The organism is Acetobacteroides hydrogenigenes (assembly GCF_004340205.1).
Classification (GTDB): Bacteria; Bacteroidota; Bacteroidia; order Bacteroidales; family ZOR0009; genus Acetobacteroides; species Acetobacteroides hydrogenigenes.
The window spans coordinates 409,397-429,842 of sequence record NZ_SLWB01000001.1 but is presented as its reverse complement, the minus strand read 5'-3'; the positions used below and the strand labels follow the sequence as shown (position 1 = coordinate 429,842).

Sequence of the window (20,446 nt, the reverse complement as noted above, 5' to 3'; positions counted from 1 at the left end):
CGAACACTGCTTATTTCCCCGTTTCTGTTCGTACAATATTTACCATTCGCTCTTGGGTCGAGTCGGCCTTAACGCTGGTAACCTCGCCCTTGCAGTTGGTAAAGTACACCCAGTGCCCCTGGTCGTAGAAACGGTACACCTTGCAGCCGTCGTGCTCGAAGAGGTAGCTAACCTCGTAGGTCTTGTTGTTGGCCGGAGGCGCTTCGGTAATTGGGCGTTGAATTGTGCACGAGTAAAACATTAGCGCCCCAGCGATTGCGGTTAAAAATGTTAGCGTTCTTTTCATTGGGATGGTAGTGTGTTTGATAAATGTGTCAGAGTCATCGTTGTCTAATAGCTACCTCTGATAGGGTTCGACCCCCTGTCAGAGGCTATACTCTAGTGCTACCGCTGGGTGCTGCGTCCTTGCTACAATTAGCTGGGCGATGCATATCCTCAGACGAGCAGCTTAGTACTTACGTTTCCTCTAGTAGCAACCTACGGCAGGCAAACCTTCATTAAATCAGCCCATCTTCTTCCGTTAAAAACGTGGCAACGCCACACCATTTTCGTCGTGGGTTCTGTTCGAAGCGGACGGAGCAACCGCTTCCCCTTCGGAAAGGTCTAAGCTGCCATGCGCACGCTGGCGTCGATTGTAGCACAACCTCACCCGCCGAAGTCTGCGAGTTAAGCCACGACAGGCTTTTCTTTGCTTCGTTTCTTTTGGCCACAAAAGAAATGAAGGTTGAAGCTCATCGCCCTCCAATTGTGAGTGCTGATGGCTATGGCGCTAAGATGATGGGTTCGTTGCTACAGATCTATTCCTTCGCACCCTTTTCAGCCGCCCCCTTCTTCTGCGCAATCCGCTCCTCCATCAGCCGCTGCAGCTCCAGCTGGTCGCCGTAGTCGAGCTTGTTCAGCAGCTGGTCGAAGTAGGGCTCCGGCTTAAAGCGCAGCTGCTGGAGCGGCGTATCTAGGCTTACCTGATCCTGGTTGGGAACCCACTCCAGAATGTCGTTGGGCGTACAGCCCATTCGCAGGCACAGCTGCTCCAGATCCTCGAGCCGGAAGCGTGAGTGGTTCATCACCACCAGCCGTTGGGCCGTAGAGTAGGTGTAGCCCTTCTCCACCAGAAACCGCGTAGGGCGATGTACCGCAAACGCCCTAAAAATCCGCGAAAGGTTTATTCGTAGCATGGCCGTAAATGTTAGATTGGTTATACCTGTTAGGTTGTTAGGCCTAAGGTAGCTATTTTTTTGATTCCTAAATTCTACTGATGCTAAGTTTGTTGCAGGTATTCGATAAAAATATGAACGTACGCATTGGAAAGATGGAGGTACTTCTTATGAATTTGCAGATACTCGCGAAAAGTCTGTTGGTATTCCTTCCATGTTTGCAGGTGCTCACGAAGAGTTTGGTGATACTGCTTAAGTGTTTGCAAGCATTCACGAGGTGTTTGTTGGTACGCCTTTCATGTTTGTAGGTACTCGCGAAGAGATTGTTGGGACACCTTTCATGTTTGCAGGTACTCGCGAAAAGTTTGTTGGTACTGCTTAAGTGTTTGCAGGTACTCAAGAGGTGTTTGTTGGTGCTCGTTACTTTGCTGCATATGCTCGCAAAGCAGCTGGGCAACTTTGTTGCACCAACGGATAGGGTAGCAATGCTGCTATAGGTAGGGCAACCCGCAGGGCGTATGCTTGCCGCAGTGTCGGGGAATAGGAGAGGTTGCTTAACGGTAGGGGTAGGGGCTAGGCCATATCCGCCTCCTTGGCCTTCGCTTTAGGCTTCGGTGTTCCGATCGACGAGGGCTGCTTTTTATTCTTCTTCTGCTTTCCCAGCACCACCAGCAGCACCGAGGCAATCACCAGGCAGATGCCCGCCAGCTGGTAGCCCGAAATAGCCTCGCCAAACCAGCCGATGCCCACCAGCAGCGCCGTAAGCGGCTCCATCGAGCCCAGCACCGAGGCCGAGGTCGAGCCGATCTCCTTTACGGCCAGCACCAGCGTCAGGTTCGATATGATGGTCGATACGATGGCCAGCAGCAGCAGGTTTACGCCCACCTGTGGGCTGGCAATGGGCTGAATGCCTCCTTGCGTAAGGGCAATCGCTCCGAAGAAAATGGTGGAGACCAGCAGCACGTAAAGGGTGACGGTGCTCCCTTTCACCTCGCGCAGCCCCGTTTTGTTGAGGCCCACCACGTAGAATCCGTAGCAGAAGATCGTAACCAGCGAGTAGGCCACACCTCTAAGGCTAAGGTTGGCACCGGGGCTCCACGCCATCAGCGCCACCCCGCCCAGCGATAGCACGATGGCTATGGCAATGCCCATGCTGGGGCGCTCGCCAAAAATTAGGAAAAGAATTAGCGCCACCATCACCGGGTAAAGGAAGTTGATGGTGGTGGCTATCCCCGTTGGGATGTAGCCGTACGAAAGGATCAGGAAGAGGGCTGTACCTCCGTAGCACGCCGCGCCCAAAACCACCAGCTCCAGCAGCTGTCGGCTGCTTACCCGAAACGATTCGCCCCGCAGCTTCAGGAAAAGCCCGTAGAGCAGCGTCGAAAAAAGGAAGCGGTAGAAGAGCACCGAGTAGGGCGTTTGCCCGCTGCTCATGGCGGTTACCGAGAAAAGGGGGAGCAGCCCAAACGTGGCCGACGATATGATGGCGTAGGCTATGCCTTTACGTTGCATTTTTTGCGGCAAAGGTAACCGTTTTTTGGTGATAAGAGGATCAGTGAGCAACGTTTGCAAAAGAGAGAGGGCATCCCGAACTTCGGGATGCCCTCAACCTTTATGGTGTGATAAGGTATTTTGATTAGAACGTAACCTTGAACTCTACGCGACGGTTAAGTGCTCTACCTTTGGCTGTTTTATTGTCGCCAACAGGCTGGGTCGAACCGTAGCCTGTTGCGTTTAATCGGCTTCCGTCAATTCCTTTTTCGATAAGATAAGCCTTAACAGCATCGGCTCTATCCTGCGATAGCTTCATGTTCATGTCTGCTTTGCCTACGTTATCGGTATGTCCACCAATATTTAGGATATAGGCAGGATTCTCGTTCATTACGGCAGCAACGTTGTCTACAATTGGGTAAGAAACCTTGCGAATAGCTGCTTTCCCTGTTTCGAATTGAATTCCACGAAGCGCTTTGTCGAATACCTTTTTAGCAGCAACCGATACTTCAGGACAGCCCTTGTTGGCGGCAACCCCAGCTACATCTGGACATTTGTCATCTTTGTCGGCAATGCCGTCGCCATCTCTGTCTGGACAACCCTTAAGGGCAGCAGGTCCTTTTTCGGTAGGGCATCTGTCTTCCGAATCCTGAATGCCATCGCCATCGGTGTCGGGGCAACCGTTGAACTTGGCAATACCCTTTACGTTTGGACACTTATCCTCCGAGTCCTGAATGCCATCGCCATCGGTGTCGGGGCATCCTGCAAATTGGGCAAGACCTTTCACGTTTGGACACTTATCTTCCGAGTCCTGAACGCCATCGCCATCGGTGTCGGGGCATCCTGCAAATTGAGCAACACCCTTTACATCTGGGCACTTGTCATCCTTGTCGGCAATGCCATCGCCATCGGTGTCGGGACAGCCAGCAAGTTCGGCAATTCCGGCCAAGTCTGGGCAAAGGTCAACTTTATTCAGCACGCCATCCTTATCCCTGTCCTTGTTTCCGCCAAACGAGAATACAAAGCCGATGGTGTGCGATGCAAACTGCTCGTTGTGGCCGTTGGTGCGACCGTCGCGCTTATCGTGGTTGGTAAAGTTGTAGAGCAGCTGGTACTGCAATGCTACATTCTTGTTGAAGTTAACCTTTAAGCCACCTCCAACAGGTATAAGGAAATCGCTTCCGTTCCGGATTCGGTCTCCGGTAAGGTGCGCTGTTCCAATTCCCGCCGACATATAGGGGGCAATGGTGGCGTTCTCGTTAAAGATGTAGCCGTTGGCAAGCTTGTAGGTAAGCAGCAAGTTAGCGTCGGCTTTAGTACCAAAGAAGTTGCGTAAAGCATCTTTGTGGTATCCGTATTCGCCGTATGATGCAAAAATGCCCATATCGAACGATCTGTTGAGGTATCGGTTGATAGACATAGCTCCTATAGGATAGAATGCCTTGTTGAATTTGAGAAAACCATTTCCATAATCGCCATTGTACTCGGTTTTCCCTGCAAATACGCCTATCGACCATTTATTCTCCGCATTTTGAGCATAGGAGAAGGTTAGAGATAAAAGAAAAATTGGTACCAGTAAAATCTTTTTCATGATTAAACTATTTAAGTACTCCTACTCGTATGGCTTTTCGGTTCCGCCTTTATCTTATCTGGTTTTTTTGAACTTTTTTGTTTAATAAGCGACGAAGAAACATCTGTATTGTGCTTGTATGCTGTTTAATGTTAATAACATCAAATTATTCGTATGGTTCATTCTTTTTAAAAAATCTGTTATTTGTCATAAATACAGCTTATCCTTTTTCGAAGGTGCTAGTATTTAGGGGAAATAGTTTTGGTGTATGTTTGCGTTAAAAAAATGGAGGTGCTCCATTCGAAGCACCTCCATTACTATTCTTTGCGAAGTAGTGTTCTATTCCTCTACAGCAATAGCCTCGTAGGCCTTAAGCAGCTTCTCTTGAACATCGGCAGGCACCTGCTCGTAGTTCGAAAACTTCATGTTGTAGGTAGCGCGTCCGCTGGTAAGCGAGCTTAGCGTGGTCGAGTACTTGTGCATTTCGGACAATGGAACCTTTGCCGATAGCTTCTCGAATCCCTTAGCGCTGCTCATACCCTCGATAATGGCTCTACGGTTTTGCAGATCGCTCATCACATCGCCCATCTTATCGGCAGGAACAAGCACCGTTACATCGTAGATTGGTTCCATGATTTTTGGTCCTGCATTCTTAAAGGCTTCCTTAAAGGCGTTACGTCCGGCCAGCTTAAACGAAAGCTCGTTGGAGTCTACCGGGTGCATCTTGCCGTCGTACACGTACACGCGGATGTCACGGGCGTACGAACCGGTAAGCGGACCTTCCTCCATCTTTTCCATCACACCCTTAAGAATTGCAGGAAGGAAGCGTGCATCAATTGAACCTCCAACGATACAGTTGTAGAATTCTAGGCTTCCGCCCCATGGCAGAGGCTGTACTTCCTTACCCTTAAGGTTGAGGTTAAGCTCCTTGCCCTCGATCTTGAACTTCGAGCGTGCCTCTACGCCCTCAACTATTGGCTCTATGATGATGTGTACCTCACCAAACTGTCCTGCACCACCCGATTGCTTCTTGTGGCGGTAGCTGGCGTTGGCCACCTTGGTTATGGTCTCGCGGTATGGAATTTTAGGAGGGTAGAACTCGATCTCCAGCTTATTATTGTTGGCTAGCTGCCATTTTAGAATATTCAGATGGTGCTCGCCCTGTCCGGATACGATAATCTGCTTAAGCTCCTTAGAGTACTCTACCAAGATGGTTGGATCTTCCTGATGAGCCTTATTGAGCAGTTCGCCCAGCTTCTCCTCGTCGGCCTGATTCTTAGGTTTAACCGCAGTTCTAAACTTAGGTTCAGGGAAGGTTATAGGAGCAAACACCCAGTTCTTGCCATTTCCGGCAAGTGTATGGCTTGTTTTGGTATTCTTCAGCTTAACGGTGCAGCCAACATCGCCGGCGAGCAGTTCGGCAACCTTGGTGCGGTTCTTCCCGGCAGTAACGTACAGCTGTGACAGCTTTTCCTTCGTCCCGTTATTGTTGTTGGTAAGCTCGATGCCTTCGGTAATCTTTCCCGATATTACCTTGAAGTAGCATATTTCACCAAGGTGCTGTTCAATCTGTGTCTTAAACACAAAAATGCAGGGAGCACCAGCAGCATCGAATGCGACTTCGGTGCCATCTGTAGTAGTTGGCTTTGGCTTCTGGTTAGGACTAGGGGTATTGTTGATGAGGAACTCCATCATGCGGCGAATGCCGATATCCTTCTTGGCCGATAGGCAAAGAACCGGAAATACATCACGGTGGGCGATACCCTTGCGGAGCCCTACTCTAATATCTTCTTCCGATAGCGTACCCTTTTCGAAGAACATCTCCATCAGGGCGTCATCGTTTTCGGCTGATGCTTCAACTAGCGCGTTGTGCAGCTCGTTGGCGCGCTCTTCCTCTTCGGCAGGGATAGGCAGCTCGTGAACTACGCCGCTATCGCCATCGTGCTTGTACAGCTTCATGGTTAGCACGTCGATGAAGGAGTCGAAGCCTGGACCTGTAGTAATTGGGTATTGGATAAGAACCACCTTCTTGCCGAAGGTTTTTTGTAGCGATTCGATGGTGTTTTCCCAGCTGGCCTTTTCGTGGTCGAGCTGGTTGACAGCAAGGAAGAAAGGTTTGTCGTACTCTTCGGCGTAGCGGCCAAAGATCTGAGTGCCTACTTCGACACCGTTTACGGCGTTAATCACCATAATGCCGGTGTCGGCAATGCGGAATGCAGAGAATACACCGCCCGAGAAGTCGTCGGAACCAGCGGTGTCCACAATGTTGAGCTTGCGATCGAGATATTCCGTGTAAAGTACCGTAGAGAAGATAGAACGCTTGTAGATGTGCTCCACCTCTGTGTAGTCCGATACGGTGTTTTGGGCGTCAATACTTCCTCTACGGTCGATGACTTTGCCCTCGAAGAGCATCCCTTCCGCTATGGTGGTTTTGCCCGAGCCCGAGTTGCCAAGCAAAACCACATTCTTAATTTCATTAGTTTGGTACGTTCTCATAATCGAAACGTTTTTAGTTGTTGGGCGCCTTGGCATCAGCGTATTTTAGATTTTGGATGCCAATGACGATTCGAAAGTTATTAAAAAGTTTGAGAAAATGTGTTTTAATGGTTAAATAGATGTAATAAATTTTGAAAATAATTTTATCGAACTATAAGGATGCTGTTTTAATGCTTGTAGGGGCTTCTTCCGTTCTTTTTTGCTTGGCAATCGCCAAGTACTTTCCGACGCTTACGAAACGTTCCCAGCTGCTGCCGTGCGCTTCTTGAAGCTTTCGAATTGTTACAGGCGGTTGCTGTATGCCGAACTCGAGCTCTGGTTTCTGAAAAATTTGCGTCCTCTTGCCAAAAGACTTGTAATTCGCATTACTTTTGTCTTCCAGTCTTAGTTTGAACGTATTTAAACACGTATACGCGGCATCGGTATGGAGTGGTTCGGTAATCTATTCGTTGGTCAATCGGTTATTCAAGCAGTAGTGCTGCTGTCAACTATCATAGCAGTAGGCCTTTCTTTGGGGCAGATAAAAGTTCTGGGTGTCTCGCTTGGGGTGACCTTTGTGTTTTTTGTTGGTATTCTAGCCGGTCACTGGGGCTTTTCGATTGAACCAACGATTCTGAGCTACGCCGAAAGTTTCGGGCTTATCCTTTTCGTTTACGCGTTGGGGCTGCAGGTGGGCCCTTCGTTCTTCGCCTCTTTCCTGAAAGGCGGCGTGCGGCTCAACACGCTGGCGCTGGGGGTGGTTCTTGTGGGTACTTTAATGATGCTTGTATTCCATTTCTCAACCAGCATTTCGCTTCCCGAAATGACCGGCATCTTTTGCGGAGCCGTAACCAACACGCCTGCGCTAGGTGCTGCTCAACAAACCATAAAGCAGCTATCGGCCGATCCGACCCTGCAATCTGACCTCGCCTTAGGGTGTGCGGTTACCTATCCGTTGGGGGTTGTGGGGGTAATCATAGGGTTGGTTGTGCTGCGTAACCTCTCTTCGTCTGCAAAAAAGGAGGAGCAAAACGAGGAGGGACTTTCGAGAGGTGAAACTTTTATTGCCAGCTTCTACATTTCGAACCCTGCCATCTACGGGAAAAGCGTGGAGGAGGTTGCCTCGATCATTACCAAAAAGTTCGTTATCTCCAGGGTTTGGCATGGCGATAACGTCATCATCCCAAATTCGGAGACCATATTGGAGAAGGGAGATAAGATTTTGGTGATTACCGATCCTAATGAGCTGAAAGCGCTTACGGCGCTGTTTGGACAGGAGGTGGCCTACGACTGGAATAAGAGCGATATCGACTGGAACGCTATCGACTCGCAGCTGGTGTCGCAGCGCATTGTGATCACCCAATCGGACATTAACGGGAAGAAAATTGCTCAGCTGAAGCTTCGTAATCGATTTGGGGTGAATATTACCAGAATTCACCGTTCGGGAATCGACCTGCTGGCCACGCCCGATTTAACGCTTCAGGTGGGCGATAAGGTTACGGTTGTTGGTACGCAGAGCTCCATTAAGCAGCTAGAAGCGCTTCTGGGAAACAGGGTGAAGAGCCTCCACGAGCCCAACCTGGTGGCCATATTTATTGGTATTGTGCTAGGGCTGATTTTAGGATCGATCCCTATCAGCATTCCGTGGGTCTCGCTACCTATTAAGCTGGGGTTGGCGGGCGGACCTATTGTTGTAGGCATTCTTATGGGGGCATTCGGTCCACGTTTTCATATTGTAACCTATACCACCAAGAGCGCGAACCTGATGCTACGAGGCGTGGGTATTAGTTTGTATCTGGCTTGCCTCGGGCTCGATGCTGGAAAGCACTTCTTCGAAACCGTATTCCGTACCGAGGGGTTGGTTTGGCTTGGAATAGGATTTGTCCTTACGGTTCTTCCCGTGCTGATCGTGGGGGCTTATGCTCTTATGATCAAAAAAATGGATTACCCTACCGTTAGCGGGATGCTTTGTGGTAGCATGGCCAACCCAATGGCGCTAAACTACGCCAACACAACCGTCGAAAGCGATATGCCTTCAGTTTCGTACGCTACGGTATACCCTCTTTGCATGTTTGTCAGGGTGATTATTGCCCAGCTGATTTTGATCGTTTTTATGTAGAGGATTGCATACTCACCCCGTAGAATCAGCAACGGGGGAGGACTCTTAAAGCTCATCCTGTTCCATAAGCCCCTCTAGGGAGGTCGGGTGAACGCGATTATTCGGGAGAAACAATTACTCCAATTACCGTTTCCCAGCGTTGGGATGAGCCCATCCGACCCCCCGATCACCGTTTCCCAGCGTTGGGACGAGCCCATCCGATCCTCCGATTACCGTTTCCCAGCGTTGGGACGAGCCCATCCGACCCTCCGATTACCGTTTCCCATCTTTGGGACGGGCTCATCCGACCCTCCGATCACCGTTTCCCAGCTTTGGGACGGGCTCATCCGACCCTCCAATCATCATTTCCCAGCGTTGGGACGAGCCCGCAGCCTTGGTTCGATGGAATTTCCAAGATTCACCGAGGTTCATACCCTATGTACACGTTAAGGGCTGCTCGCTGGCTGGCAACCTCTCGAATGCGAGCTCTAGGCTTATTTTCGTATCCTCTTTTTTATTGGTAATGGAGAACATAAACGCTATTTTTACCCTCGATAAACACCTTAATTTATTGTAATGAAGAGGCTATTTTATTTGCTAATGTGCTTCATTCCGTTGCTATCGTACGGGGCGAAGAAGGAGAAGGAGGGGGCAAACCTGATCCCCTATCCAACCTCGGTTGAGTGGAAATCGGGCGGCTTTGTCCTAAAGGACGGGGTTGCTATCTATGCCGAAAGCAGTGCGTTGCCCATCGCTACCTACTTGCAGGATGTGCTGGGCAAAGGGTGCAAAATCTCGGCAACGGTTAAGCCAATTTCCGGTAACGAGTCGGTAAAGAATGGGATCTTTTTCGTGCTGGTAAACGACGAAAAATACGGAGAACAGGGGTACGGACTGGATGTTACTACCGGTAGGGTAACCGTGAAGGCCAAGACTCTAAAGGGCCTGTTTGCTTCGGTATCCACCATACAGCAGCTAATCCCTTTAGAAGGGAAGCCGAAGCTGCCTGCTGCAACCATTTTCGATAGGCCACAGTTTGTATGGCGCGAGCTGATGTTCGACGTAGGGCGCCACTTCTACAACAAGGATCAGATTAAGCGCTACCTCGATCTTGCCGCGCTTTACAAGTTTAACGTGTTCCACTGGCACCTTACCGAGGATCAGGGCTGGCGTATCGAAATCAAGAAGTACCCCAAGCTAACCGAGGTTGGCGCTTGGCGTACCGAGATTGATGGAACGCGCTACGGCGGTTTCTATACGCAAGAAGATATTAAGGAGGTGGTTGCCTACGCTACATCGCGCGGCATCAGTGTCATTCCCGAGATTGAATTACCGGGCCACTCGGTGGCTGCGCTTGCTGCATACCCCGAGCTGTCGTGTACAGGTGGCCCTTTCGAGGTTCGCAATACCTGGGGCGTGGCAGACGATGTGTACTGCGCTGGAAATGAGAAAACGTTTACTTTTCTTCAGGATGTGCTTACAGAGGTAATGGCGCTTTTCCCTGGGAAGTATATTCATATTGGTGGAGACGAGTGCCCAAAGGTGCGCTGGGAGAAGTGTCCCAAGTGTCAGCAGCGCATAAAGGAGAATGGGCTTAAGAATGAGCACGAGCTGCAAAGTTACTTCATTCGCCGTATCGAGAAGTTCCTTAACGACAATGGTCGCCAGCTTATTGGTTGGGACGAAATTCTTGAGGGGGGCCTAGCTCCAAATGCAACCGTTCAGCTTTGGCGCGATTGGGATTACGCTATCAAGGCAGCAACCGAGGGGCACGATGTTATAATGACCCCAACTTCGCACTGCTACTTCGACTATCTTCAAAAGAACCTGCCATTAGATAAGGTATACTCGCTTAACCCAATTCCAGAGGGATTGGCACCCGAGTACCACAAGCACATTCTTGGCGCAGGTGCCAACCTTTGGACCGAACGCGTGCCAGGAAACGATCGTGCCGACTTTATGCTCTTCCCCCGCATTCAGGCTATTGCCGAGTGCCTATGGAACGGTAAGTCGCGCCAAAGTTACGATCAGTTCCTCGAAAGGGTGCGCAAGGAGTACGTACGTTGGGATAAAATGGGTGTGAAGTACGGTCCAGAAGGTCGTGACTTTACCACTACTGTAGAGCCTGATATCGCTAACCGTGCGCTAAAGGTAAACATCAAGTCGGATATTTCTGATTTGGAATTCCGTTACACCACTGATGGTTCTACTCCAACGATGGTTTCTCCTTTAGTAAAAGGGGGAACTTTCACGGTAAAAGATAAAGCTACGGTTATTGTGGCTGCGTTCCGTTTAGGCAAGCCATTTGGAAGTACGGCTACCTATCGATTTGATGCCAATAAGGCATTTGGTCATCCGGTTAGTATCAAGAATCCGCTTGGAGCGAGCTACCGAGGTCTCTACAATGATTGCCTAACAGATGGTCTTCGTGGATCCGATAGCGACTTTAGGGATGGATTATGGCAAGGTACTCCATATAACGACTTTGTTGCAGAGGTAGATCTTGGAGCGTTGACAGAGGTAAGCAGCATGTCGCTTGGTGCATTTCAAGATGTTGGATCATGGATTTTTTATCCTGTAACCGTTGTGTTCGAGGTGTCCGAAGATGGCGTGAAGTTTATCCCTGTGGGTAGTGCACAGGTTCCGCTTGCAAAGGCAAAGCAACCGATATTCGACTTTAAGGTGAACTTTGAGCCTCGTAAGGCTAAGGTTGTGCGCGTAACGGCTAAAAATATAGGGCTATGCCCCGATGGTCATCCAGGCAAGGGCAATTCTGCGTGGCTGTTTGTCGACGAGTTGATCGTTGAGTAGAATTAAAATTGCTATATAAAAAAGGTCCTGCCTCAAAAAGAGCAGGACCTTTTTATTAATGAAATAGTACGTGTCTACTTAAAAATAGAAGTAATAGGACGAGCAATCCATACCTGAGGTTGCTTTACCTTCAGCATGTAGGCAATTGTTGCTGCAACATCGTACACCATGGTGCTTTGGGTTATACGATATCCCTTTTTAATGCCTTTACCATAGAATACAAGTGGAGTTTGCATTTCGTTCATCGTTTTCCCTCCATGCCCCTTGTTTATTCCTCCATGATCTGCAACCACCATAATTACAGTTTCGTTCATTATTCCTGCCTCCTTAATAGCTTCTACCATTTTGCCTAGGTAGCTGTCGAGTTGCTGCATCTTTGTCATGTACTCTTCCGACTCCCATCCTCTCGAATGTCCAGTATGATCAGGTTCGTCGAAGATAATGGCGCAAAGGTTAGGTTTCTTTTCTCTGATGTACTTGATCGCTGAATTAAGACAGCTGTTTTCCTGTTGCAATAGCGTTGCATTTTTACAGTAGCTTATGGCGAGGGTGTCTGCAAGGTAGCGCATACCTCCCCATTCGTAGATATAGCCAATTTCTGCTGATGGCGCTTTGTCGCGGTATAGCCCAAAGATTCCCGGAAAATTTCTGTAGTGATTTAGTTCACGAGGCTCTACCTGAGGAGTCTGCGTTCCCCAGTCGGTGAAGCCGTGCAGCTCAGGACCTGCTCCCATAAACATGGATGCCCAGTTGCAGGCGCTGGACGAGGGTAGGATGGAGCGTTGCTGCAATGTGTACGATCCTTCGTCCATAAGTTTGTGCAGGTTGGGCATTTTTGCTCCATTAGTGATGGATTTAGCGCTTAGTCCATCGAATCCGATAACGATTACGTGCTTAGGCATGCCTTTTCGAGCCAAAGCCGTCTGACTGCTTCCAATAACAAGGCAGATTAAACCTGCTAGGATAAGAGGCTGGTAGGTTGTTCTTTTCATTGTGCTTATGTGTTTAAAGGTTTATCAACGATTGTTGGCTTTACTTGTAGAATTTTGTCTTAAGTATTTTGTGCCATTCTGTGGCAATACTTAGGTGTAAATGTATAAACAAATCATCCGAATGATAGATGTTGAGATTTTTTCTTTCGCATTTAACCGCTATATGTGTTATTGTTTTGGCATTTAGTGAATTAATTAATTCTAAGGGCTTGCTTTGCTGTTGCTATTTAAAGATATATTACCTTTGAACATAAAAACAGATAGAAAGTGAAGATAAAAATCGATCATAGCAGCCCAATACCTTTGCATGTACAGGTGGAAAGTCTTCTTAGGGAGATGATAGAACTTCCAGAATATAAGAATGGTGCTTTTTTGCCCGATGAGGTCTCACTATCGAAACAGCTTGGTATTGCTCGCAACACGTTGCGACAGGCCATCAACAAGCTGGTGTTCGAAGGGCTCTTGACCCGTAAAAAGGGCGTAGGCACCAAGGTGTCGGAGAAAACATTCGAAACAAGCCTCGATAGCTGGCACAGCTTTACTCAGGAGATGAGCAACAAGGGGGTAGCCCTAAAAATGTATAGCCTAGAGAGTGGGTTTGTCGAAGTTTCAGAGCGCATCCGCAACTTTTTAATGGTCGATCAGAATGCGCAGGTGCTAAAGGTTTCGCGTTTGCGTGGTTACGCCGATGCTCCATTCGTATTTTTCGAGAGCTACTTCAATCCACGTATCGGTCTTACTGGCAACGAGGACTTTTCTCGTCCACTTTACGAAATTCTGGAAAGAGACTTTTCTATTGTTCCGTCATTGTCTAAAGAGCGTATTTCGGCACGTCTTGCATCGCCACAGGAGGCGGCTCTTTTGGGAGTAAACACTAAAACTCCAGTTATGGTACGCGAGCGCTTCGTTTACGATTCAGGTATGCGTCCCGTGGAGTATAACGTTGGGATTTACAATGCTGAGAAATTTATTTATTCGATAGATATTAAGGTGTAGAGTTAAACTTGCGAACTTTTCGCAGGTTTACATCTTTTTAATTGTTTAAACATATAAACAAATTATATTTGCTTCGTATTACTAACTGTAGCATTACACCTATGAAGCAAGATAATTTTAGTTTACGAAAGGTAGCCCCTATGCTTATGGCCTACATGGTTATGGGCTTTGTCGACATCGTGGGTGTCGCAACGGGGTACATTAAGCAGGACTTTGAGCTGTCTGATGTGTGGGCGCAAACCATCCCCTCGTTGGCCTTTGTCTGGTTCTTCCTCATGTCTATTCCTTCGGGAATTCTTCAAGATCGATTTGGTAAGAAGCGTATGCTCAATATGGGGATTGCTCTTACCGCTGTAGGGATGCTCATTCCTTTTGCATTCTACTCGCTATTCACTGTTGCTATTTCGATAATACTACTTGGTGTCGGAAATACGATTATCCAAGTCTCCTCCAATCCATTGCTACGCGATGTAATCTCCTCTGAGAAGCGCTTTGCCAGCATGATGAGCCTTTCTCAGTTTATAAAGGCAATTGTTTCGTTGTTAGGCCCAATCTTGGCAACGTTTGCTGCGGCTTCGTTTGGCTCGTGGAGGTTGGTTTTCTTGGTGTATGGGGTAACCTCCATTGTTGCTTACCTGTGGCTTGCCGCAACAACTATTGAGGAGAGCCGCAGCACAGAGGTTCGTGCCACATTCGCTTCGTGCTTAGGGTTGCTTAAGAATCCTTTTGTGCTGGGCATGACAATGGCCATTTTCTTAATTGTAGGTGCCGATGTGGGGATGAACTCAAATATTGCCGCTATTCTTTCTTCTCGCTATGGGATAGGTTTAGAGGAGGCGTCATTGGCTATTAGCATCTACTTTACGGCTCTTATGATTGGCCGTTTTTCGGGTGCGCTGCTGCTAAGCCGTATTCCGCTCCGCAAGTTCTTGCTGGCATCGTCGGTGCTCGCTATTGCGGCGGTGGTATTCTTTATGGTGGCTCCAACTGTAAACCTTGCTCGTGCTGCCATCTTTTTGGTAGGTTTAGGCTCTGCCAACCTTTTCCCGCTGATTTTTACTGCAGCAATAAATAGAATGCCCGATCGCTCTAACGAAATTTCGGCCTTGATGGTAATGGCAATTTCGGGAGGAGCGCTAATTCCTCCAATAATGGGGGCAGTTAGTGGAGCCTTTGGTGTTGCCGCTAGCGCCGTGGTTATTCTTATCTGCTTGCTGTACGTTCTATTTGCTGCTCTATCCACCAAACTCAAATAATCATGATTAAGAAAGTTGCTCTATTAGCCATTGTGGCTGGATTGCTTCTAAGTTCTGGCGTCATGGCACAGGATTTATTTCCTAATAAGTATGTTAAGCCCAACTTAGGAGCAGTTCATGCTCGATGGTTTTTTTACACGCCAGCCGCGCTTCCTTTTGGAATGGCGAAGCTGGCACCTCACACCAACGCCTATGGTAGCCCGGGTAGCTGGCTTCCTTGTGGGTACGACGATAGGCATGGCTCTATCGAAGGCTTTGGCCATTTCCACGAGTTTCAGGTAGGAGGTGTGGTGGTAATGCCAACAGTTGGCAAGCTGAAAACAGTTCCTGGAACCGTGGAGAATCCAGAGTTGGGCTACCGTTCTCGTTTCGATAAGAAGGAGGAGCATGCTGAACCCGGATACTACTCTGTTTTTTTAGAGGACTATGGAATAAAGGCCGAAATTACCGCTACTACTCGTGTTGGATTTCATCGTTATACCTTCCCTAAAACGGATAATGCCCATTTGATCTTTGATATTGGGCATAAGCAGGGCGAGAGTAGCGATGTTGTTGAGGCGTATATGGCTCAAACCGGAGATAAAACGGTTGAGGGGTACGTGATAACCTATCCAGAGTATGTCAAGTTTTGCCAACCAGGCGGACGCGTGAAGATGTACTTCTATGCCGAAATGAATAAATCTCCTAAATCGGTAGGTTCTTTTGTAGACGACAAGCAGGTTGTTAGTGCCAAAGAGACTAAGGGTGTTGCTAATGGTATGTTCCTAAACTTCGACATGAAGGAGGGAGAGCAGCTTCTAATGAAAGTTGGCGTATCCTACACAAGCATTGCCAATGCAAAATTAAATCTACAAAAGGAGGCTGCGACGCTAGCCTTTGATGATGCAAAGCAGCGCGCTGTTGCCGAATGGCAAAAAATGCTAGGTCGTATCGAGGTTAAGGGTAAGTCGGAGGATGATAAGGTGAAGTTTTACACGGGACTATACCATTCACTTCTAGGTCGTGGCATATCCAGCGATGTAAATGGTCAATATCCTAAAAACGATGGAGGGGTTGGTCAAATTGCGCTTGATAAGAATGGGATGCCAACTCACAACCATCATAACACCGATGGTGTTTGGGGTGCTTTCTGGAACCTATTTCAGCTGTGGGGCTTAGCATACCCCGATGTTTATAGCGACTACATGCAGTCGGTACTAGATTTTCATAAGGATACGGGTTGGATGCACGATGGAGAAGCTGCAGGAATGCATTCTAATGGGGTGCAAACCAACTTTATGGGGCTAGCGCTTGCGGCTGCCTACAACTGCGGTATTCGCGATTTCGATATTAAGCATGCCTACCAAGCTGCTCGCGATAATGAGCTGGAGTACCGTAATCGTCCTTTTGGCTCAGGTAAATACGATCTTCACTACTTTGTAAACAACGGCTATGTGCCTTATAAAGATACAACCATCTCCAATGGCTGGGTATTCAACTTTGGGGCATCGCATACATTGGAGTTTGCTTTTAGCTCCTATGCGGTTGCCAACATGGCCAAAGCGCTTGGAAAGAAGGCTGACTATAAGCGGCTAATAAACCAGGCTACTTTCTACCGTAATATTTTCGATAGCGAGACTAAGTATATTCGTCCTAAGCTGGAAAGTGGCGAGTTTATAAAAAATTATAACCCAAAGGAGGCTTGGAAAGGCTTTCAGGAGGGTAACGGATACCAGTATACTTGGTATGCACCTCATGATATTGGAGGCTTAATTAATCTTGTTGGAAAGGATCTTTTTAACGAGCGTTTGGATAAGACTTTTTCCGAGTCGCAGAAGCTTGAGTTTGGAGGTGGTAAGCAGGTTGATAGCTTTGCCGGCATTGAAATGCTCTACAATCAGGGCAATCAGCCCTGCCTTCATATTGCTTGGCTCTACAACTATTCGGGAAAGCCTTGGCTTACCCAAAAGTGGACTCGTACCATTTGTAACGAGTTTTACGGAGTAACTCCATCCAATGGTTATGGTTACGGGCAGGACGAGGATCAGGGACAGCTCGGAACTTGGTTTGTGCTGGCCTCGATGGGGTTATTTGATGTGCAGGGCCATAGCGCGGCATCTCCATCTTTCCAAATCGGAAGTCCAATGTTCGATGAGATAACAATTCATCTTCATCCAAAATATACCAAGGGAAAAACCTTGAAGATTGTTCCAACTAATAACTCCAAAGATTCGTTCTACGTTCAGGAAGCCTCGTTCAATGGAAAGTCGTTGAACAGCTGCTGGATTCCACGAAACGATTTGATGAAGGGTGGTGTTCTACGGCTGAGGATGGGGGCAACTCCAAATACCAGCTGGGGGGTAGCAACACCTCCTCCTTCGATGACTCGATGAGTTTTGAATTGTAGTGTGTTAAGAACAGGTGGAAGGATAGACAGCTCCTTCCCTTGTTTTTAAGGCAACAAATGATGTAAGTCTAAACACGTTAAACTAGTAATATCTATGAAGCAGCTATTTGTGCTTGTGTTTGCCATTTCCTGCTCTTGGGCGATGGCCATTAATCCGACCAAAACGCTGGTCGAGAAGGTAAAAACGAATAATACCTACCCTCTTATTGTTGAGAAAGCCAAAGCGGTAATGAAAACTGGCTTCAATGCTGGCGATGGCTATGGCGAAGTATGGATTCGAGACTACAATACCTTTATCGAGCTGGCCTGCGATGTCTACGATGCTAAAACCGTAAAAGAAAACCTTCTTGTATTCTTCACGCTTCAGGGGGTAGATGGTAACATTGTGGATGGCTTTATTCCAAAAAGCAAAGCCGCTGCTGGGTACGACTATATCCACACAAAACTGGAGACGCGCTATGCTGGTCACAAAAATACCGTGGAGACAGATCAGGAAACTTCCTTGATTCAGGCAATATATAAGTATGCAAAGCGTACTGGTAAAAACGATATACTTACCGAAAAGGTAGGCGACAAAACCGTTGCTGTTCGCATGGAGGAGGCAATGGAGTATCTGCTAAACCATCGCTACAGCGCACGATATGGCCTAATATGGGGTGCTACCACCGCCGATTGGGGCGATGTGCAGCCCGAGCACGAGTGGGGGGTATACCTAACTAGCGACACCCACTACGCCATTGACATATACGACAATGCAATGTTTGTTATTGCATTAGATAACATGATGGAGCTTCTTCCAGACACAAAGGCTCGTTGGAAGTCGGTAAGGGACGACATTGCAAAGAACTCTCGCAAATACTTGTGGGATAAGAAAAATCAGAAGTTCATCCCCCATATCTACCTAAATGGATCTCCGTTCTCCCCTTCACTCGACGAGAATGCTATTTTTTACCACGGAGGAACCGCCGTTGCAATTGAAGCCGGCCTGCTTTCGAAGGCGGAGATTAAGGTTTCGTTGGACAAGATGATTAAAAATGTAAAGGAGTCTGGTGCGGCCACCATTGGTCTTACCATGTATCCTCCATACCCTCAAGGTGCTTTTATTGGAAAGGGGATGTACCCCTATGGCTACCAAAATGGGGGAGACTGGACTTGGTTTGGTGCTCGTATGATTCAGCAGCTTATTCACTACGGATTTGTTCAGGAGGCCTATGAGCAGATGCAGCCTATGGTCGATCGTGTAATTGCCAACAAGGGCTTTTACGAATGGTACAGCGTAGATAATAAGCCTTCTGGCTCGGGTACATTCCGAGGCGAGGCTGGCGTGCTGTACAAATCTATCCAAATGATTCAGAACTGGGCTAACACCACGAAGTAGAACTTATAATTGTATGATGAGCAACTTAAATAGTAAAAGAAACACCGCACAATTTCTCCTGCCGCTGCATAAAGATGGCGAAACGGCAGGTCAGTACGATATTTACCCCAGCCTAAAGGTGTCCGAAGATGCTGTTAGCGAAGGCTTCGGCTCCCTTGCTGCCCGCATTGCTGGCTGCAAGCAGGTGCTGCTCGAAGGCTACGTAGGCGTATTCTTCGACGATTACCGTAACGAGCTCGAAAAGGAGCTGCTGAAACTGGGGGTAGCATCAACTTGGGTTGATGTCTCTACCGCCATGAAATCGGAGGGCGATATAAGCGCTATGGTGGAGCCTTTTCTTGGCGGCGACGATCCCATCTTCGGGAAACGGACCACCCTTACGCTTTCCGACTTCTTTGTTGCCGAAAAGCTGCAGGCCCTTAAGCCTGCAGGCGGGCTTACCATTGCCTACGGCGTTGGCGCCTCGCTGCTCGATTGGGACGCGGAGCTCATTTACCTCGACCTGTCGAAAAACGAGCTGCAGTTTCGTTCTCGCGCAGGCAGCATCACCAACATTGGCTGCTCTAAGCCCGATGCCGCAAAGAAGATGTACAAGCGATTCTACTTTGTAGACTGGGTGGTTTGCAATAGGCGTAAGCAGGAGCTGGTTGCTCTGGTCGATGTGTTTGTCGATGCTCAGCGCGATATGCCTACCTGGATTGGCGGAGACGCCGCCCGTGCCACCTTGGCAACCATGAGCCAAAACATGTTCCGCGTGCGCCCTTGGTTCGAGCCTGGCGCTTGGGGAGGGCAATGGATTAAGGATAAGATCGAAGGGCTAAATGACGATGTGCCCAACTACGCCTGGTCGTTCGAGCTGATTGTTCCCGAGAATGGGCTCCTCATCCAAGGTGGCGATACGCTGCTCGAAATCTCTTTCGACTGGCTGATGTACCACGACGCGAAGGCCGTATTGGGCCACTGCCACGAGCAGTTTGGAACCGAATTCCCCATCCGATTCGACTTCTTGGATACCTATAGCGGCGGAAACCTCTCGGTGCAGTGCCATCCTCAGGTGGAGTACATCCGCGAGCAGTTTGGAGAAAGCTTTACCCAGGAGGAGACCTACTACATTCTCGATGCCGAGCCCGACGCCAAGGTATACCTCGGATTTCAGGAGGATATCGAGCCGGCCAAGTTTGAGCAGGCCCTTACCGACAGCTTTACCAACAACGAGCCCATGGAGGTGGAGCGCTACGTGCAGGTTCTCCCTTCGCGCAAGCACGACCTCTTCCTAATCCCTCCGGGAACCATTCACGGATCGGGCATCAACAACCTCGTTCTCGAAATCAGCACCACCCCATACATCTTCACCTTTAAGATGTACGACTGGCTGCGCCTCGATCTCGATGGCAAGCCACGTCCAATTAACATCGAAAGGGGGATGGAGAACCTTTGCTTCGACCGTAAGGGCGAGCGCGTGCCCAACGAGCTGGTGGCGCATCCCGCCCTGCTCGATGAGGGTCACGACTGGAAGCTCTACCATCTGCAAACCCATCCAAAGCACAGCTACGATGTTGTTCGCTACCACTTTGCCTCCGAGGTAACCATTAGCACCAACAACCGATGCCTGGTGATGAGCCTCGTCGAGGGGACCTCCGTCGAGGTGGTTTCGGAAAATGGGCTTACGCAGCAGTTCAGCTATGCCGAAACGTTTGTGGTGCCAGCTGCTGCAGGTAGCGTAAGGGTGCGCCAGCAAGGCGGTTCCGAGGCCATTTTGGTGGTTGCCTTTATCAAGTAGATGCTACCCCTCGGATGTTCGTTCGTAGACTGTCATTATGGCAGGAATACCGCTCGGAA

At 48.6% G+C, this 20,446-nt stretch carries 13 protein-coding genes; 7 read left to right on the top strand and 6 right to left on the bottom strand.

Annotation, left to right across the window (positions count from 1 at the left end; genetic code table 11):
• Positions 1–10 precede the first annotated feature (10 nt).
• The 5 genes from CLV25_RS01630 to CLV25_RS01610 all read right to left on the bottom strand — a co-directional run bounded on the left by CLV25_RS01630 (position 11) and on the right by CLV25_RS01610 (position 6,711).
• Positions 11–286, bottom strand: a complete 276-nt coding sequence (locus CLV25_RS01630; RefSeq protein ID WP_131837891.1) for a DUF4884 domain-containing protein — start codon at positions 284–286, stop codon at positions 11–13.
• A 511-nt stretch (positions 287–797) separates the two neighbouring features.
• Positions 798–1,175, bottom strand: coding sequence for a helix-turn-helix domain-containing protein (locus tag CLV25_RS01625; RefSeq protein ID WP_131837890.1), 378 nt, complete (start codon positions 1,173–1,175; stop codon positions 798–800).
• A 552-nt stretch (positions 1,176–1,727) separates the two neighbouring features.
• Positions 1,728–2,666 (bottom strand): DMT family transporter, encoded by a 939-nt coding sequence (locus CLV25_RS01620; protein WP_131837889.1) that lies wholly within the window; start codon positions 2,664–2,666, stop codon positions 1,728–1,730.
• Positions 2,667–2,790: 124 nt separating this feature from the next.
• On the bottom strand, positions 2,791–4,236 hold the full coding sequence (locus CLV25_RS01615) for an OmpA family protein (protein WP_131837888.1): 1,446 nt from the start codon (positions 4,234–4,236) through the stop codon (positions 2,791–2,793).
• Between the two features lie 318 nt (positions 4,237–4,554).
• A complete protein-coding gene (locus tag CLV25_RS01610) occupies positions 4,555–6,711 on the bottom strand; it encodes an elongation factor G (RefSeq protein ID WP_131837887.1) in 2,157 nt (718 codons plus the stop codon).
• Positions 6,712–7,135: 424 nt separating this feature from the next.
• On the opposite strand from CLV25_RS01610, the gene CLV25_RS01605 reads away from it, so the two are divergent.
• Entirely contained in the window at positions 7,136–8,809 is a 1,674-nt protein-coding gene (locus CLV25_RS01605; RefSeq protein ID WP_131837886.1) for a putative transporter, read from the top strand.
• A gap of 555 nt (positions 8,810–9,364) precedes the next feature.
• Positions 9,365–11,599 carry a beta-N-acetylhexosaminidase gene (locus tag CLV25_RS01600; protein WP_131837885.1) on the top strand — a complete coding sequence of 745 codons (2,235 nt, stop codon included), beginning with the start codon at positions 9,365–9,367 and terminating at the stop codon, positions 11,597–11,599.
• 74 nt (positions 11,600–11,673) lie between these two features.
• On the opposite strand, the gene CLV25_RS01595 is transcribed toward CLV25_RS01600, so the two are convergent.
• A complete protein-coding gene (locus CLV25_RS01595; RefSeq protein ID WP_131837884.1) occupies positions 11,674–12,591 on the bottom strand; it encodes an alkaline phosphatase in 918 nt (305 codons plus the stop codon).
• A gap of 267 nt (positions 12,592–12,858) precedes the next feature.
• Between CLV25_RS01595 and CLV25_RS01590 the strand changes: the two genes are divergently transcribed.
• The 5 genes from CLV25_RS01590 to CLV25_RS01570 all read left to right on the top strand — a co-directional run bounded on the left by CLV25_RS01590 (position 12,859) and on the right by CLV25_RS01570 (position 20,387).
• Positions 12,859–13,587: a GntR family transcriptional regulator gene (locus tag CLV25_RS01590; protein ID WP_131837883.1), complete on the top strand. Its 729-nt coding sequence runs from the start codon at positions 12,859–12,861 to the stop codon at positions 13,585–13,587.
• 101 nt (positions 13,588–13,688) lie between these two features.
• The gene (locus CLV25_RS01585; RefSeq protein ID WP_131837882.1) at positions 13,689–14,843 is read left to right on the top strand and encodes an MFS transporter; all 1,155 of its coding nucleotides are present in this window, start codon (positions 13,689–13,691) and stop codon (positions 14,841–14,843) included.
• A 2-nt stretch (positions 14,844–14,845) separates the two neighbouring features.
• A complete protein-coding gene (locus CLV25_RS01580) occupies positions 14,846–17,215 on the top strand; it encodes a GH92 family glycosyl hydrolase (protein WP_243649578.1) in 2,370 nt (789 codons plus the stop codon).
• Between the two features lie 108 nt (positions 17,216–17,323).
• Positions 17,324–18,607: a GH36-type glycosyl hydrolase domain-containing protein gene (locus tag CLV25_RS01575; RefSeq protein WP_131837880.1), complete on the top strand. Its 1,284-nt coding sequence runs from the start codon at positions 17,324–17,326 to the stop codon at positions 18,605–18,607.
• 13 nt (positions 18,608–18,620) lie between these two features.
• Complete coding sequence (locus CLV25_RS01570; protein ID WP_243649577.1) at positions 18,621–20,387, top strand: class I mannose-6-phosphate isomerase; 1,767 nt, start codon at positions 18,621–18,623, stop codon at positions 20,385–20,387.
• Positions 20,388–20,446: the final 59 nt, after the last annotated feature.

Bases quoted from the DNA above. Each gene is read 5' to 3' on its own strand.
- CLV25_RS01630 (WP_131837891.1), bottom strand. From the start codon at position 286: ATGAAAAGAACGCTAACATTTTTAACCGCAATCGCTGGGGCGCTAATG.
- CLV25_RS01625 (WP_131837890.1), bottom strand. From the start codon at position 1,175: ATGCTACGAATAAACCTTTCGCGGATTTTTAGGGCGTTTGCGGTACAT.
- CLV25_RS01620 (WP_131837889.1), bottom strand. From the start codon at position 2,666: ATGCAACGTAAAGGCATAGCCTACGCCATCATATCGTCGGCCACGTTT.
- CLV25_RS01615 (WP_131837888.1), bottom strand. From the start codon at position 4,236: ATGAAAAAGATTTTACTGGTACCAATTTTTCTTTTATCTCTAACCTTC.
- CLV25_RS01610 (WP_131837887.1), bottom strand. From the start codon at position 6,711: ATGAGAACGTACCAAACTAATGAAATTAAGAATGTGGTTTTGCTTGGC.
- CLV25_RS01605 (WP_131837886.1), top strand. From the start codon at position 7,136: ATGGAGTGGTTCGGTAATCTATTCGTTGGTCAATCGGTTATTCAAGCA.
- CLV25_RS01600 (WP_131837885.1), top strand. From the start codon at position 9,365: ATGAAGAGGCTATTTTATTTGCTAATGTGCTTCATTCCGTTGCTATCG.
- CLV25_RS01595 (WP_131837884.1), bottom strand. From the start codon at position 12,591: ATGAAAAGAACAACCTACCAGCCTCTTATCCTAGCAGGTTTAATCTGC.
- CLV25_RS01585 (WP_131837882.1), top strand. From the start codon at position 13,689: ATGAAGCAAGATAATTTTAGTTTACGAAAGGTAGCCCCTATGCTTATG.
- CLV25_RS01580 (WP_243649578.1), top strand. From the start codon at position 14,846: ATGATTAAGAAAGTTGCTCTATTAGCCATTGTGGCTGGATTGCTTCTA.
- CLV25_RS01575 (WP_131837880.1), top strand. From the start codon at position 17,324: ATGAAGCAGCTATTTGTGCTTGTGTTTGCCATTTCCTGCTCTTGGGCG.
- CLV25_RS01570 (WP_243649577.1), top strand. From the start codon at position 18,621: ATGATGAGCAACTTAAATAGTAAAAGAAACACCGCACAATTTCTCCTG.